The 14,000-nt window shown below is 65.4% G+C and carries 26 protein-coding genes; all 26 read left to right on the top strand.

Annotation, left to right across the window (positions count from 1 at the left end; translation table 11 throughout):
- Window positions 1-400 precede the first annotated feature (400 nt).
- The 26 genes from rpsJ (at window position 401) to rpsM (ending at window position 13,984) form a co-directional block, all read left to right on the top strand.
- On the top strand, window positions 401-709 hold the full coding sequence (gene rpsJ / locus KVY00_RS04940; RefSeq protein WP_010156393.1) for a 30S ribosomal protein S10: 309 nt from the start codon (window positions 401-403) through the stop codon (window positions 707-709).
- Between the two features lie 15 nt (window positions 710-724).
- On the top strand, window positions 725-1,378 hold the full coding sequence (rplC, locus tag KVY00_RS04935; protein ID WP_223044596.1) for a 50S ribosomal protein L3: 654 nt from the start codon (window positions 725-727) through the stop codon (window positions 1,376-1,378).
- A gap of 3 nt (window positions 1,379-1,381) precedes the next feature.
- Window positions 1,382-2,050: a 50S ribosomal protein L4 gene (rplD, locus tag KVY00_RS04930; protein ID WP_223044595.1), complete on the top strand. Its 669-nt coding sequence runs from the start codon at window positions 1,382-1,384 to the stop codon at window positions 2,048-2,050.
- Window positions 2,047-2,346, top strand: coding sequence for a 50S ribosomal protein L23 (gene rplW / locus KVY00_RS04925; protein WP_223044594.1), 300 nt, complete (start codon window positions 2,047-2,049; stop codon window positions 2,344-2,346). The genes rplD and rplW overlap by 4 nt, the downstream gene beginning before the upstream one ends.
- Window positions 2,347-2,368: 22 nt before the next feature.
- Window positions 2,369-3,205: a 50S ribosomal protein L2 gene (gene rplB / locus KVY00_RS04920; RefSeq protein ID WP_223044593.1), complete on the top strand. Its 837-nt coding sequence runs from the start codon at window positions 2,369-2,371 to the stop codon at window positions 3,203-3,205.
- Between the two features lie 24 nt (window positions 3,206-3,229).
- Window positions 3,230-3,511, top strand: coding sequence for a 30S ribosomal protein S19 (gene rpsS, locus KVY00_RS04915; protein WP_105804995.1), 282 nt, complete (start codon window positions 3,230-3,232; stop codon window positions 3,509-3,511).
- Window positions 3,512-3,536: 25 nt separating this feature from the next.
- Window positions 3,537-3,917, top strand: coding sequence for a 50S ribosomal protein L22 (gene rplV, locus KVY00_RS04910; protein ID WP_223044592.1), 381 nt, complete (start codon window positions 3,537-3,539; stop codon window positions 3,915-3,917).
- A 4-nt stretch (window positions 3,918-3,921) separates the two neighbouring features.
- On the top strand, window positions 3,922-4,680 hold the full coding sequence (gene rpsC / locus KVY00_RS04905) for a 30S ribosomal protein S3 (protein WP_017885321.1): 759 nt from the start codon (window positions 3,922-3,924) through the stop codon (window positions 4,678-4,680).
- Window positions 4,681-4,682: 2 nt separating this feature from the next.
- Window positions 4,683-5,102: a 50S ribosomal protein L16 gene (gene rplP, locus KVY00_RS04900; protein WP_223044591.1), complete on the top strand. Its 420-nt coding sequence runs from the start codon at window positions 4,683-4,685 to the stop codon at window positions 5,100-5,102.
- A complete protein-coding gene (gene rpmC, locus KVY00_RS04895) occupies window positions 5,102-5,413 on the top strand; it encodes a 50S ribosomal protein L29 (RefSeq protein ID WP_017885319.1) in 312 nt (103 codons plus the stop codon). Before rplP ends, rpmC begins: the two co-directional genes overlap by 1 nt.
- 2 nt (window positions 5,414-5,415) lie before the next feature.
- Window positions 5,416-5,688 carry a 30S ribosomal protein S17 gene (rpsQ, locus tag KVY00_RS04890; RefSeq protein ID WP_017885318.1) on the top strand — a complete coding sequence of 91 codons (273 nt, stop codon included), beginning with the start codon at window positions 5,416-5,418 and terminating at the stop codon, window positions 5,686-5,688.
- A 31-nt stretch (window positions 5,689-5,719) separates the two neighbouring features.
- The gene (gene rplN, locus KVY00_RS04885) at window positions 5,720-6,088 is read left to right on the top strand and encodes a 50S ribosomal protein L14 (RefSeq protein WP_017885317.1); all 369 of its coding nucleotides are present in this window, start codon (window positions 5,720-5,722) and stop codon (window positions 6,086-6,088) included.
- 4 nt (window positions 6,089-6,092) lie between these two features.
- A complete protein-coding gene (rplX, locus tag KVY00_RS04880) occupies window positions 6,093-6,455 on the top strand; it encodes a 50S ribosomal protein L24 (RefSeq protein WP_223044590.1) in 363 nt (120 codons plus the stop codon).
- Entirely contained in the window at window positions 6,456-7,016 is a 561-nt protein-coding gene (gene rplE, locus KVY00_RS04875) for a 50S ribosomal protein L5 (protein WP_223044589.1), read from the top strand.
- A 117-nt stretch (window positions 7,017-7,133) separates the two neighbouring features.
- Entirely contained in the window at window positions 7,134-7,532 is a 399-nt protein-coding gene (rpsH, locus tag KVY00_RS04870; RefSeq protein ID WP_130109250.1) for a 30S ribosomal protein S8, read from the top strand.
- Between the two features lie 6 nt (window positions 7,533-7,538).
- Window positions 7,539-8,075 carry a 50S ribosomal protein L6 gene (rplF, locus tag KVY00_RS04865; protein ID WP_223044588.1) on the top strand — a complete coding sequence of 179 codons (537 nt, stop codon included), beginning with the start codon at window positions 7,539-7,541 and terminating at the stop codon, window positions 8,073-8,075.
- 3 nt (window positions 8,076-8,078) lie between these two features.
- Window positions 8,079-8,453 carry a 50S ribosomal protein L18 gene (rplR, locus tag KVY00_RS04860; protein ID WP_223044587.1) on the top strand — a complete coding sequence of 125 codons (375 nt, stop codon included), beginning with the start codon at window positions 8,079-8,081 and terminating at the stop codon, window positions 8,451-8,453.
- A 23-nt stretch (window positions 8,454-8,476) separates the two neighbouring features.
- Window positions 8,477-9,145 (top strand): 30S ribosomal protein S5, encoded by a 669-nt coding sequence (gene rpsE, locus KVY00_RS04855; protein WP_255572769.1) that lies wholly within the window; start codon window positions 8,477-8,479, stop codon window positions 9,143-9,145.
- The gene (rpmD, locus tag KVY00_RS04850; RefSeq protein ID WP_223044585.1) at window positions 9,145-9,333 is read left to right on the top strand and encodes a 50S ribosomal protein L30; all 189 of its coding nucleotides are present in this window, start codon (window positions 9,145-9,147) and stop codon (window positions 9,331-9,333) included. The genes rpsE and rpmD overlap by 1 nt, the downstream gene beginning before the upstream one ends.
- The gene (gene rplO / locus KVY00_RS04845; protein WP_223044584.1) at window positions 9,330-9,791 is read left to right on the top strand and encodes a 50S ribosomal protein L15; all 462 of its coding nucleotides are present in this window, start codon (window positions 9,330-9,332) and stop codon (window positions 9,789-9,791) included. Before rpmD ends, rplO begins: the two co-directional genes overlap by 4 nt.
- Window positions 9,792-10,004: 213 nt before the next feature.
- Window positions 10,005-11,330, top strand: a complete 1,326-nt coding sequence (gene secY, locus KVY00_RS04840) for a preprotein translocase subunit SecY (RefSeq protein WP_223044583.1) — start codon at window positions 10,005-10,007, stop codon at window positions 11,328-11,330.
- A complete protein-coding gene (locus tag KVY00_RS04835; protein ID WP_223044582.1) occupies window positions 11,327-11,926 on the top strand; it encodes an adenylate kinase in 600 nt (199 codons plus the stop codon). Before secY ends, KVY00_RS04835 begins: the two co-directional genes overlap by 4 nt.
- 3 nt (window positions 11,927-11,929) lie before the next feature.
- Entirely contained in the window at window positions 11,930-12,772 is an 843-nt protein-coding gene (gene map, locus KVY00_RS04830) for a type I methionyl aminopeptidase (protein ID WP_223044581.1), read from the top strand.
- A 196-nt stretch (window positions 12,773-12,968) separates the two neighbouring features.
- Window positions 12,969-13,190, top strand: a complete 222-nt coding sequence (gene infA, locus KVY00_RS04825) for a translation initiation factor IF-1 (RefSeq protein WP_017885304.1) — start codon at window positions 12,969-12,971, stop codon at window positions 13,188-13,190.
- Between the two features lie 67 nt (window positions 13,191-13,257).
- Window positions 13,258-13,374, top strand: a complete 117-nt coding sequence (gene rpmJ, locus KVY00_RS04820; RefSeq protein ID WP_017885303.1) for a 50S ribosomal protein L36 — start codon at window positions 13,258-13,260, stop codon at window positions 13,372-13,374.
- A 241-nt stretch (window positions 13,375-13,615) separates the two neighbouring features.
- The gene (rpsM, locus tag KVY00_RS04815; protein WP_017885302.1) at window positions 13,616-13,984 is read left to right on the top strand and encodes a 30S ribosomal protein S13; all 369 of its coding nucleotides are present in this window, start codon (window positions 13,616-13,618) and stop codon (window positions 13,982-13,984) included.
- Window positions 13,985-14,000: the final 16 nt, after the last annotated feature.

Genomic DNA, 14,000 nt, shown 5'->3' with positions numbered 1-14,000 from the left:
CTAAGCGCAGAAACCAATCCCCGAACCGCGACACGCCCGGGTTGCATCAACTCCCGCACCCGTGCGAGGATAGACAGGTTCAGTACTCCGCGCCTTTGCGCGGATCACTGCCAGGCAGTGCATCATCGCTCGGGTTCGTCCGGGGCGAGTGAGGCCGCGGGTAGCGAACACCACCCGTGCATCGAAGCGGCTCGGCGAAAGCCCGGTCGCTTCATGTGTGCGGGGCCGCCTCTGCGCAGGTCGCAGGCGCGGTTCTTGACAGGTGAACAGAGACCCAGCACGGAGCGCTCGTCAGAGCGCGTGTGCCAGGGCGCTGGTACGCAAGACGTCCAATGCCGGCGCGCCTCCCGACATGCTCGGGGAGTGCAGCGGTACGACGCAAGTAGAAAGTAGAGATGTCATGGCGGGACAGAAGATCCGCATTCGACTGAAGTCGTATGACCACGAGGTCATCGACAGCTCCGCACGTAAGATCGTCGACACGGTGACCCGCGCGGGTGCGACTGTGATCGGCCCCGTGCCGCTCCCCACGGAGAAGAACGTGATCGCAGTGATCCGTTCGCCCCACAAGTACAAGGACAGCCGCGAGCACTTCGAGAAGCGCACGCACAAGCGCCTGATCGACATCGTCGATCCCACCCCGAAGGCCGTCGATTCGCTCATGCGTCTCGATCTGCCTGCCGACGTCAACATCGAGATCAAGCTCTAAGGGGGGATCCGCAGCATGTCAGTAGCACGTAACGTGAAGGGTCTTCTGGGCACCAAGCTCGGTATGACGCAGGTCTGGGATGAGAACGGCAACGTCGTCCCCGTGACCGTCATCGAGGTGGCCCCCAACGTGGTCACCCAGATCCGCACCCCCGAGGTCGACGGCTACAGCGCCGTTCAGATCGCCGCGGGTCAGATCGATCCCCGCAAGGTCAACAAGCCTTCGGCCGGTCACTTCGAGAAGGCGGGCGTCACGCCTCGCCGTCACCTCACCGAGGTGCGCACGGCCGACGCGGCCGAGTACTCGCTCGGTCAGGAGCTCACCGTCGACGCCACCTTCGAGGCCGGTCAGAAGATCGACGTCGTGGGTACCTCGAAGGGCAAGGGCTTCGCGGGCACCATGAAGCGCCACAACTTCAAGGGCGTTTCGGCTTCGCACGGTGCGCACCGCAACCACCGCAAGCCGGGCTCGATCGGTGGCGCCGCCACCCCGGGTCGCGTCTTCAAGGGACAGCGCATGGCCGGCCGTATGGGCGGCGATCGTGTCACCGTGCAGAACCTCACCGTGCAGGCGATCGACGCCGAGAAGGGTCTCATCCTGGTCAAGGGTGCGGTTCCCGGCGCTCGCGGTCGTCTCGTTTTCGTTCGCAACGCAGTGAAGGGGGCGTAGTTCATGGCTACCGCTACCAAGCTCGAGGTGCTCGATGCCCAGGGCAAGAAGGCCGGATCGGTCGATCTTCCCGAGGCCATCTTCGGCGCCGAGACCAACGTCCCGCTGATCCACCAGGTGGTCACCGCTCAGCTCGCAGCTGCGCGCCAGGGTACGCACAAGACCAAGAACCGCGGCGAGCGCTCCGGTTCGGGTGTCAAGCCGTTCAAGCAGAAGGGCACCGGCCGCGCCCGCCAGGGTTCGGTCCGCATGCCGCAGCACCGCGGCGGCGGTATCGTGCACGGTCCCGTGCCGCGCGATTACGCACAGCGCACCCCCAAGAAGATGATCGCTGCCGCGCTCACCGGCCTGCTCTCGGATCGCGCTCGCGCGAACCGTCTGCACGTCGTCGAGTCGTTCGGCATCGGCGAGAAGCCCAGCACCAAGTCGGCTCGCGAGTTCCTCGCATCGGTCGCGCCGGGCAAGCGTGTGCTCGTGGTCATCACCCGTGAGGATGAGGTCACCGCGCTCAGCGTTCGCAACCTGCAGCACGTCCACGTGCTGTTCCAGGATCAGCTCAACGCCTACGACGTGGTCGTCAGCGACGATCTCGTCTTCACCAAGGCAGCCTTCGACGCGTTCGTCGCCGGCCGCACGGTTGACACCAACACCGCTAAGGAGGGCGCGAAGTGAGCCTGCCTAAGTCTGCACACGACGTCATCATCCGCCCGATCGTCTCGGAGAAGAGCTACAACCTCATCGACGCGAACGGCCAGTACACCTTCGAGGTGCAGCCGACCGCGAACAAGACCGAGATCAAGCTCGCCATCGAGCAGGTCTTCAGCGTGAAGGTCGACAAGGTCCGCACCCTCAACCGCAAGGGCAAGACCCGCCGCACGAAGTTCGGCATGGGCAAGCGCAAGGACACCAAGCGCGCCATTGTCACGCTGAAGTCGGGCTCCATCGACATCTTCACGGCTGCGCTGTAGAAGGGGCGAAGAGGAACACAACATGGCTATTCGCAAGTACAAGCCGACGACCCCGGGTCGTCGCGGCTCGAGCGTTGCTGATTTCGCTGAGATCACGCGTTCGACGCCTGAGAAGTCGCTGCTCCGCCCGCTCCCCAAGACGGGCGGCCGCAACAACCAGGGCCGTATCACCACCCGTCACATCGGTGGTGGACACAAGCGCCAGTACCGCGTCATCGACTTCCGTCGCAATGACAAGGACGGCGTGAACGCCAAGGTCGCGCACATCGAGTACGACCCGAACCGCACGGCGCGCATCGCGCTGCTGCACTTCGAGGACGGCACGAAGCGCTACATCATCGCCCCCAACAAGCTGAAGCAGGGCGACATCGTCGAGTCGGGCGCCGGCGCGGATATCAAGCCCGGCAACAACCTGCCGCTGAAGAACATCCCCACCGGTACGGTCATCCACGCGATCGAGCTGAAGCCGGGCGGGGGAGCGAAGCTCGCTCGTTCCGCCGGCGCGTCGGTTCGCCTCGTGGCGAAGGACGGCCCCTACGCCCAGCTGCGCCTGCCCTCGGGCGAGATCCGCAACGTCGACGCGCGCTGCCGCGCGACCGTCGGCGAGGTGGGCAACGCCGAGCAGTCGAACATCAACTGGGGCAAGGCCGGCCGTATGCGCTGGAAGGGCGTCCGCCCGACCGTGCGCGGTGTCGTCATGAACCCGGTGGATCACCCGCACGGCGGTGGCGAAGGCCGCACCTCGGGCGGTCGTCACCCGGTCAGCCCCTGGGGTCAGAAGGAAGGCCGCACGCGCCACCCGAACAAGGAAAGCGACAAGCTCATCGTGCGTCGCCGCCCGACCGGCAAGAAGCGTTAAACGGCAGGTAGGAGAGAGTAGAAGATGCCTCGTAGTCTCAAGAAGGGCCCCTTCGTCGACAACCACCTGCTGAACAAGGTGGTTGCCCAGAACGAAGCCGGCACCAAGAACGTGATCAAGACCTGGTCGCGCCGTTCGATGATCATCCCCGCCATGCTGGGGCACACCATCGCGGTTCACGACGGTCGCAAGCACATCCCGGTGTTCGTCACCGAAACCATGGTGGGTCACAAGCTGGGCGAGTTCGCGCCCACCCGCACCTTCCGTGGCCACGTGAAGGACGACAAGAAGGGCCGTCGCCGCTAAGCGGTGACGTGAAGGAGGAAGAGAAATGGTGGAGTCGATCGCACGCGTGCGTCATATCCGCATCACCCCCCAGAAGGCCCGTCGCGTTGTTGACCTGGTTCGCGGAAAGAACGCCCAGGAGGCCCTCGCCATCCTGAAGTTCGCCCCGCAGGCGGCCGCGGAACCCGTGTTCAAGCTCGTCGCATCGGCGATCGCGAACGCGCGTGTCAAGGCCGACAACGAGAACCTGCGCCTCAACGAGGACGAGCTCGTCGTTGCTCGCGCCTTCGTGGACGAGGGAGCGACGCTCAAGCGTTTCCGCCCTCGTGCACAGGGCCGCGCATTCCGCATCAACAAGCGCACGAGCCACATCACGGTCGTTCTGCAGACCGCTGACGAGCTCGCCGCCGCGAAGAAGGGAGCCTAACGGTATGGGCCAGAAGATTCATCCCTACGGCTTCCGCCTCGGGGTCACCACCGACCACGTGTCGCGCTGGTTCTCGGACTCGACCAAAAAGGGTCAGCGTTACGCCGACTACCTGGCCGAGGACATCAAGATCCGCCAGCACCTGACGAAGCAGCTTGACCGCGCGGGCGTTTCCCGCGTCGAGATCGAGCGCACCCGTGATCGCGTCCGCGTGGATATCCACTCGGCGCGTCCCGGCATCGTCATCGGCCGCCGCGGCGCCGAGGCCGAGCGCATCCGCGCCGACCTCGAGAAGCTCACCGGCAAGCAGATCCAGCTGAACATCCTCGAGGTGAAGAACCCCGAGGCCGACGCTCAGCTCGTCGCTCAGGGCATCGCCGAGCAGCTCGCTGCTCGCGTGGCGTTCCGCCGTGCGATGCGCAAGGGCCTGCAGGGCGCTCAGCGCGCCGGCGCCAAGGGCATCCGTATCCAGGTCTCCGGCCGTCTCGGCGGCGCCGAGATGAGCCGCTCGGAGTTCTACCGCGAGGGTCGTGTGCCGCTGCACACGCTGCGCGCGAACATCGACTACGGCTTCTACGAGGCGAAGACCACCTTCGGCCGCATCGGCGTGAAGGTCTGGATCTACAAGGGTGACCTCACCAACAAGGAACTCGCTCGCGAGCAGGCGGCCCAGAAGCCGTCGCGCGACCGCGGCGATCGTCGCCGCGCGCCCCGTGGCGCGCAGGCCGAGGCTGCACCCGCTGCAGCAGGAGCGGAGAAGTAAGCATGCTGATTCCCCGTCGAGTCAAGTACCGCAAGCAGCACCACCCCAGCCGCAGCGGTCAGTCGAAGGGCGGCACCACGGTCGCGTTCGGCGAGTTCGGTATCCAGGCCCTCACCCCCGCTTACGTGACGAACCGTCAGATCGAGTCCGCTCGTATCGCGATGACCCGTCACATCAAGCGCGGCGGCAAGGTGTGGATCAACATCTACCCCGACCGTCCCCTCACCAAGAAGCCCGCGGAAACCCGCATGGGTTCGGGTAAGGGTTCGCCCGAGTGGTGGGTGGCCAACGTCAAGCCGGGCCGTGTGCTCTTCGAGGTCGCCGGCGTCGACGAGCAGCTCGCTCGTGAGGCGCTGACCCGCGCGATCCACAAGCTGCCGCTCAAGGCCCGTATTATCAAGCGCGAGGAGGGCGACGCGTAATGGCGATCGGTACCAAAGAACTGGCCATCACCGAACTCGATAGCTTCGAGGACGAGCGTCTGGCCGAGGAGCTCAAGAAGGCCAAGGCCGAGCTCTTCAACCTTCGTTTCCAGTCGGCCACCGGCCAGCTGGAGAGCCACGGCCGCGTGCGCCAGGTGAAGCGCGACATCGCTCGCATCTACACCGTGCTGCGCGAGCGCGAGCTCGGTCTCCGGGTGACCCCGGCGGCCGCCCCTGCTCCCGCCAAGGCGAAGAAGAGCAGCAAGAAGACCGAGCAGGCGGACGCCGCCGCTGAGACGAAGGAGGCCTAAGAATGGCTGAGGTCGAGAAGGAACAGCGCGGCTACCGTAAGGCCCGCCGCGGTTACGTCGTCAGCGACAAGATGGACAAGACCATCGTCGTCGAGGTCGAGGATCGCGTGAAGCACCCGCTCTACGGCAAGGTCATGCGCCGGTCGTCGAAGGTCAAGGCCCACGACGAGCAGAACACCGCAGGCATCGGCGATCTCGTGCTCATCCACGAGACCCGCCCGCTGAGCGCCACCAAGCGCTGGCGTCTGGTCGAGATCCTCGAGAAGGCGAAGTAAGCCTCGCGCTTACTGAGTGAAGGAGTAACAAGTGATTCAGCAGGAATCCCGACTCAAGGTCGCCGATAACACCGGCGCCAAGGAGTTGCTCACCATCCGTGTGCTCGGGGGCTCGAAGCGTCGTTACGCCGGTCTCGGCGACACGATCGTCGCGACCGTGAAGGACGCGATCCCCGGCGGCAACGTGAAGAAGGGCGACGTGGTCAAGGCCGTCGTCGTCCGGGCTCGCAAGTCGACCCGTCGTGCCGATGGCTCGTACATCAGCTTCGACGAGAACGCAGCCGTCATTCTCAAGGCAGACGGGGAGCCCCGCGGCACCCGTATCTTCGGGCCGGTCGGCCGTGAGCTGCGCGACAAGCGGTTCATGAAGATCGTCTCGCTCGCACCGGAGGTGATCTAGTCCTATGGGCGCAAAGATCAAGAAGGGTGACCTCGTCGAGGTCATCTCGGGCCCGTCGCAGGAGCGCGGCGGCTACAAGGGCAAGCAGGGCCGCGTCATCGACGTGCTCACCGAGAGCGACCGCGTGGTCGTCGAGGGAGTGAACTTCGTGACGAAGCACGTGCGCGTCGGCCAGTCGGATCGGGGCACCCGCGAGGGCGGCATCGAGACCGTCGAGGCCCCGATCCACGTCTCCAACGTCGCTATCGTCGATCCCGAGACGAAGAAGCCGACTCGCGTCGGGTTCCGCGTCGAGGAGGTCGAGAAGAACGGCAAGAAGAAGACCGTTCGCGTGCGCTACGCCAAGCAGTCTGGGAAGGACCTCTAAATGACTGAGACCAAGGTTCAGCCCCGTCTCAAGCAGAAGTACCGGAACGACATCGTTCCGCAGCTGCGCGAAGAGTTCGAGTACGCCAACATCATGCAGGTTCCGGGCATCGTCAAGGTGGTCGTGAACACCGGTGTCGGCGATGCCGCTCGCGACAGCAAGGTGATCGAGGGCGCTATCGCCGACCTCACCAAGATCACCGGCCAGAAGCCCATGGTGACCAAGGCCCGCAAGTCCATCGCGCAGTTCAAGCTGCGCGAGGGCCAGGCCATCGGCGCCCACGTCACCCTCCGCGGTGACCGCGCGTGGGAGTTCCTCGATCGCCTGATCAGCCTCGCGCTGCCCCGAATCCGCGATTTCCGCGGTCTTTCGGACAAGCAGTTCGACGGAAACGGCAACTACACCTTCGGTTTGACCGAGCAGAGTGTGTTCCACGAGATCGATCAGGATAAGATTGATCGAGTGCGCGGTTTCGACATCACTGTCGTGACCACCGCGAAGTCCGACGACGAGGGTCGCGCGCTGCTCAAGGCGCTCGGCTTCCCCTTCAAGTCGGAATAACTGAATAGTCCAAACGGTGAGGGTGCTCGGGAGTTTCCCGGGCACCCGATCCGTGTGTCACCCAGGTCGCACTCCGTGTAACGGTGTGTGATACCAGGCGAGAAAGAAGAGTCACTCATGACGATGACTGATCCGGTAGCAGATATGCTGACCCGGCTGCGCAACGCCAACTCTGCGCATCATGACGACGTTTCGCTCCCCGGCTCGAAGCTGAAGGAGCGGATCGCTGAGATCCTCAAGCGCGAAGGCTACATCAAGGACTGGAAGGTGGAGGCGGCTCGCGTCGGCACCACCCTCACCATGTCGCTGAAGTACGGCCCGAACCGCGAGCGCTCCATCGAGGGCATCAAGCGCGTATCGAAGCCCGGCCTCCGGGTGTACGCGCGCTCGACCGAGATCCCGAGCGTGCTCGGCGGCCTCGGCATCGCGATCCTGTCCACCTCCTCGGGGCTCCTCACCGACCGCGAGGCTGAGCAGAAGGGCGTTGGCGGGGAAGTCCTCGCTTACGTGTGGTAAGCCGTCATGTCACGTATTGGTAAGCTTCCCATCACCGTTCCCGGTGGTGTAGACGTCAAGATCGAGGGCCAGAAGGTCACGGTCAAGGGTTCGAAGGGCGAGCTGTCGCTCGTCGTCGCCGAACCGATCCGCGTTGCTCTCGAGGACGGCCAGGTGCTGGTCACCCGTCCCGACGACGAGCGCGACTCCCGAGCGCTGCACGGTCTGACCCGCACGCTCATCAACAACAACATCATCGGTGTGACCGAGGGCTACTCGAAGCAGCTCGAGGTCGTCGGCACGGGTTACCGCGTGCAGCAGAAGGGCCAGGGCCTCGAGCTCGCGCTCGGCTTCTCGCACCCGGTGAACGTCGAGGCGCCGGAGGGCATCACGCTCGCCGTCGAGGGCAACACGAAGATCATCGTGAGCGGCATCTCGAAGCAGGCGGTCGGCGAGGCCGCTGCGAACATCCGCAAGCTGAAGAAGCCGGAGCCCTACAAGGGCAAGGGCATTCGCTACGCCGGTGAGAACGTCCGTCGCAAGGCAGGAAAGGCTGGTAAGTAACCCATGGCCGCTTCAGTATCTCGGGCTAAGGGTCGTACGGCTGCTCGCATCCGTCGCCACACCCGCCTGCGCAAGAAGATCGTCGGCACCGAGGCGCGTCCCCGTCTCGTCGTGAACCGCTCGGCTCGCCACGTCTTCGTCCAGATCGTCGACGACTCGAAGGGCGTCACCGTCGCTTCGGCTTCGACCATGGAAGCCGATCTGCGCGCGTTCGACGGCGACAAGACCGCCAAGGCGCGCAAGGTCGGCGAGCTCGTCGCAGAGCGCGCGAAGAACGCCGGTGTCGAGGCAGTCGTCTTCGACCGCGGCGGCAGCAAGTACGCAGGCCGCGTCGCAGCGATCGCCGATGGCGCTCGCGAAGGGGGGCTGGCCCTGTGAGCAACGAAACGAAGGAGCAGGAAGTGTCTGCTGAGACTCAGGCCGCCGAGGCGCCGGCTCAGGATCACCGCAACGAGCCCCGCGAGCAGCGTCGCGGCAGCCGTGACCGCGGTACCCGTGGCGAGCGCGGCGGACGCGATCGCAGCGAGAGCCAGTTCCTCGAGCGCGTCGTGACCATCAACCGCGTGTCGAAGGTCGTCAAGGGCGGCCGTCGCTTCAGCTTCACCGCGCTCGTCGTGGTGGGCGACGGCAACGGCACCGTCGGTGTCGGCTACGGCAAGGCGAAGGAGGTGCCCCTCGCCATCTCCAAGGGTGTCGAGGAGGCGAAGAAGAACTTCTTCCGCGTGCCCCGCGTCGGCAGCACCATCCCGCACCCCGTGCAGGGCGAGGCCGCAGCCGGCGTCGTGCTGCTGCGTCCGGCTGCTGCCGGTACCGGTGTTATCGCCGGTGGTCCGGTCCGCGCCGTGCTCGAGTGCGCCGGCATCCACGATGTGCTGAGCAAGTCGCTCGGCTCGTCCAACACCCTGAACATCGTGCACGCGACCGTCGAGGCGCTGCAGCAGCTCGAGGAGCCCCGCTCCGTCGCAGCCCGCCGCGGTCTCGACTTCGACCGCGTCGCCCCGGCTCGCATCGTGCGCGCCGAGGCGAAGGCCGCGGCCGACGCTGCCGCGAAGGCAAAGGCAGGTGCGTAATGGCGAAGAGCCTGAGGATTACGCAGACGAAGTCCGTTATCAGTGAGAAGCAGAACCAGCGCGATACCCTGCGCAGCCTCGGCCTCAAGAAGATCGGCCAGTCGGTCGTTCGTGAGGACACCCAGGCTAACCGCGGCTACGTGCGCGCTGTCGCTCACCTTGTAGAGGTTGAGGAGATCGACGCATGAGCGAGAAGAACGAGGAGCGCGAGCCGGTGCTCAAGGCGCATCACCTGCGTCCGGCTCCGGGCTCGAAGAAGGCCAAGACCCGTGTGGGTCGCGGCGAGGGCTCGAAGGGCAAGACCGCGGGCCGCGGTACCAAGGGCACCAAGGCCCGGTACCAGGTGAAGGCCGGCTTCGAGGGTGGGCAGATGCCGCTGCACATGCGCACCCCGAAGCTGCGCGGGTTCAAGAACCCGTTCCGCACCGAGTACCAGGTCGTCAACGTCGCCAAGCTCGCAGAGCTCTACCCGCAGGGTGGGGACGTGACCGTCGAGGATCTCGTGTCGAAGGGCGCCGTCCGCAAGAACCAGCCCGTCAAGGTGCTGGGCGACGGCGATCTGCAGGTCAAGCTCACCGTGTCGGTCGACAAGGTCTCCGGCTCTGCCGAGCAGAAGATCGTCGCCGCCGGCGGAGAGATCAAGTAAGGGTCCGTCAGGACTCGAACACTCGAGCATGACTCGGGTAGTGGGGGCGCGGCGGGGTCGGCACACGTGCCGCCCCGCCTCGCCCCCGCTTTTTGTTTGAGGGATCGCCGCTCGGCCGATCCCTGTTTTTCAGGCCCCACCATCCATGTAGGCTGGTGCAATCGGTTCTCGTCGTCAGGCGAAGGCCCATACGACGTTCCCAGGAGGCAGATTTTGTTCAGCGCCATCGGACGGATCTTCCGGACCCCTGATCTGCGGCGGAAGATCGTCTTCACGCTCGCGATCGTTTCCCTTTTCCGGCTCGGATCCTTCATCCCGGCACCGTTCGTTCAGTTCGACAATGTGCAGGCCTGCCTCGTCGCCAATCAGGCGCAGGGCACCTCGGGCCTCTACGACATGATCAACCTGTTCAGCGGCGGCGCTCTGCTGCAGCTGTCGATCTTCGCGCTGGGCATCATGCCCTACATCACCGCCTCCATCATCACGCAGCTGCTGCGCGTGGTGATCCCGCACTTCGAAGCGCTGCACAAGGAAGGCCAGGCCGGGCAGGCCAAGCTGACCCAGTACACCCGCTACCTGACGATCGCGCTCGCGGTCCTCCAGTCGACCACGCTGATCACCGTCGCCCGCTCGGGCCAGCTGTTCGGCGCGGTAGCCAACCAGGCGTGCCAGAACCTGGTCTCGCAGGAGTGGTGGGCGATCCTCATCATGATCATCACGATGACCGCCGGCACCGGCCTCATCATGTGGTTCGGCGAGCTCATCACCGAGCGCGGCATCGGCAACGGCATGTCGCTCCTCATCTTCACCTCGATCGCGGCGACCTTCCCCAGCGCCATGTGGATGATCAAGGAGTCGAAGGGCTGGGAGGTGTTCCTCCTGGTGCTCGCGGTCGGCCTCGTCGTCGTCGCCGCCGTCGTCTTCGTCGAGCAGTCCCAGCGCCGTATCCCGGTGCAGTACGCGAAGCGCGTGGTCGGGCGGCGCACCTATGGGGGCAGCAGCACCTACATCCCGATCAAGGTCAACATGGCCGGTGTGATCCCGGTCATCTTCGCCTCCGCGATCCTGTACCTGCCCATGCTGATCACGCAGTTCAACCAGCCGCAGATCGGCGAGGAGCCGAAGGCCTGGGTCGTCTGGATCCAGAACAACCTCGTGTACGGCGATCAGCCCGTGTACATGCTCGTCTTCTTCCTGCTCACCATCGGATTCACCTTCTTCTACGTGCAGATCACCTTCAACCCCGAAGAGGTCTCCGACAACATGAAGCAGTACGGCGGGTTCATCCCCGGCATCCGCGCCGGACGACCCACCGCCGAGTACCTCAACTACGTGCTCACCCGTATCACCAGCGCGGGATCGCTCTACCTGGGGCTGATCGCGCTCATCCCGCTCATCGCGCTCGCGTTCTTCGGGGCCAACCAGAACTTCCCGTTCGGCGGTGCTTCGATCCTGATCATCGTGGGTGTCGGTCTCGAGACCGTCAAGCAGATCGATGCTCAGCTGCAGCAGCGCCACTACGAAGGGCTTCTCAAGTGACCGATACCCAGACCACACGACTGCTGATCATCGGCCCGCCGGGTGCGGGCAAGGGCACCCAGGCCTCCGCGATCGCGGAGCGCTACGGGGTGCCGGCCATCTCGACCGGAGACATCTTCCGCGCCAACATCAAGGGCGGCACCGAACTCGGCAAGCGGGTGCAGGCGATCATCGAGCGCGGCGAGCTCGTGCCCGACTCGCTCACCAACGAGATCGTCGAGGATCGCCTCGCGCAGCCCGATGCGGCCGCCGGATTCCTGCTCGACGGATACCCCCGCACGGTCGATCAGGTGCACGCGCTCGACAACATGCTCGACGGCTCGTCGCTCGACGCGGTCGTGCTGTTGGAAGCCGACGTCGACGCGGTCGTCGCCCGTCTGCTGAAGCGCGCCGAGATCGAGGGCCGCGCCGACGACACCGAAGAGGTGATCCGCCACCGCCAGGAGGTGTACGCCGAGCAGACCGCGCCGCTCATCGCGCTATTCTCGGAGCGCGGGATCCTGGTGACCGTCGACGCCCTCGGCACCGTCGAGGAAGTGGCCCAGCGCATCGCCGAGGGGCTCGAAGCGAAGCTCGCCGCTCCGGTGGAGCGCTAGGCCGTGGCCCGTCGGGGGATCCTGCGCCGCTCCATCTACAAGTCGCCGGCGCAGCTGCGGCTGATGGTCGAACCGGGACTCGCGACCGCGGCGGCCCTCGCGGCGATGCGCGAGGCGGTGCGCCCCGGTATCACGCCGCTCGAACTCGACGCGCTCGCAGAGGAGGCGATCCGCTCCCGCGGCGGCGCCCCCAACTTCATGCTCGAACCCGGCTACCGCCACACCATCTGCGCGAACGTCAACGAGCACGTGGTGCACGGGATCCCGACGGATCGCCCGCTCGAGCCGGGCGACATCGTGGCCCTCGACGCGGGGGCAGTGGTGAAGGGCTGGCACGGCGACGCCGCCATCACGGCGGTGCTGCCCGATCATGCGCGGTCCGAGCGCACCGCTGAGATCCAGAAGCTCAGCGACGTCACCGAGGCCGCGATGTGGCGCGGGATCGCGAGGCTCGCGTCGGCGTCCCACCTGAACGAGGTGGGGGAGGCCGTCTCAGCCTACGTCCGCTCGCACAGCGATTTCGGCGTGCTCGAGGATTACATCGGCCACGGCATCGGACGCAGCATGCACGAGGATCCACCGGTCTTCAACGTGCCGGTGAAGCGGCGCGGGCCCGAGGTGAAGCCCGGGCTCGTGGTGGCGATCGAACCCATCATCTCCGCGGGCGGGATCGACACCGTGGTGCAGGACGACGACTGGACGGTCACGATCGCCGACGGCTCGATGAGCGCTCAGTGGGAGCACTCGGTCGCCGTGCACGAGAAGGGGATCTGGGTGCTGACCGCCGAGGACGGCGGAGCGAGCGGTCTCGAGCCGCTCGGGATCACTCCGGTTCCGATCCCGTAGGCATTCCTGTCGATCCCGTAGCCGCATCGGCGTGTCGTGAACCTCGGGTTTACAAATGCGCCACGCCCGGGTACTCTTGATCTTTGGTGCTTTGCGCCTGTTTTCGTGTTCGCGGCGGAGGATCCGCTTCGTGCTCGCAGGCAAGTTCAGGGCATTCGCAAGACCAGCACAAACCTACGCAAGCGATAGTGAGGCTATGGCGAAGAAAGACGGCGTCATCGAGATCGAGGGACAGGTTGTCGAGGCTCTGCCCAATGCGATGTTCCGCGTTGAGTTGACCAATGGACACAAGGTGCTCGCTCATATCTCCGGAAAGATGCGCCAGCACTACATCCGCATCCTCCCCGAGGACCGCGTGATCGTGGAGCTGACGCCCTACGATCTGACCCGCGGCCGCATCGTCTACCGCTACAAGTAGGTCGCTGGAAAGTAACGGCTCGCGGCACCCCGCGAGTACGAGGACAGCGAACTATGAAGGAAACATCATGAAGGTCAAGCCCAGCGTCAAGCCGATCTGCGATCACTGCAAGGTCATCCGTCGTCACGGCCGCGTCATGGTGATCTGCAAGAGCAACCCGCGCCACAAGCAGCGTCAGGGCTAGCAGGTCGTCATGCTGCGTGAGCAAGTCGTCGCAGAGTCTCATACGAGATCCTGCGGTTCGCAAGCTCACGCAGGGTGACGAGACTGCTCGAGCAGAACACGCAACTCAATAACTGATCCAGCGCATCGAAGAGCCCGCACGGACGCAGACCACCGTCTGTCGACGTGCGGGGGACACCTCGGGTCGGAGGCCCGAACCCCCGATGCGCACCAAACCTCCACGATCCGCAAGGAGAGCCAACATGGCACGTCTCGCAGGAGTCGACATCCCGCGCGATAAGCGCGTCGAGATCGCACTCACCTACATCTACGGCGTCGGCCGCACCAGCGCGCTGAAGACCCTCGCCGACACCGGCATCGACGGCAACATCCGCGTCAAGGACCTCACCGACGACCAGCTCGTCGCGCTCCGCGACTACATCGAAGGCAACTTCAAGGTTGAGGGCGACCTCCGCCGCGAGGTCGCAGCCGACATCCGCCGCAAGGTCGAGATCGGCAGCTACCAGGGTCTCCGCCACCGCAAGGGCCTGCCCGTGCACGGTCAGCGCACCAAGACGAACGCTCGCACCCGCAAGGGCCCGAAGCGCACCGTCGCCGGCAAGAAGAAGTAACCGCCGGTTCACTGAC

This window comes from Leucobacter tenebrionis (assembly GCF_019884725.1).
In the GTDB taxonomy this organism is placed as follows: domain Bacteria; phylum Actinomycetota; class Actinomycetes; order Actinomycetales; family Microbacteriaceae; genus Leucobacter; species Leucobacter tenebrionis.
The sequence above is the reverse complement of the archived record's forward strand: the minus strand, read 5'-3'. Positions and strand labels throughout refer to the sequence as shown.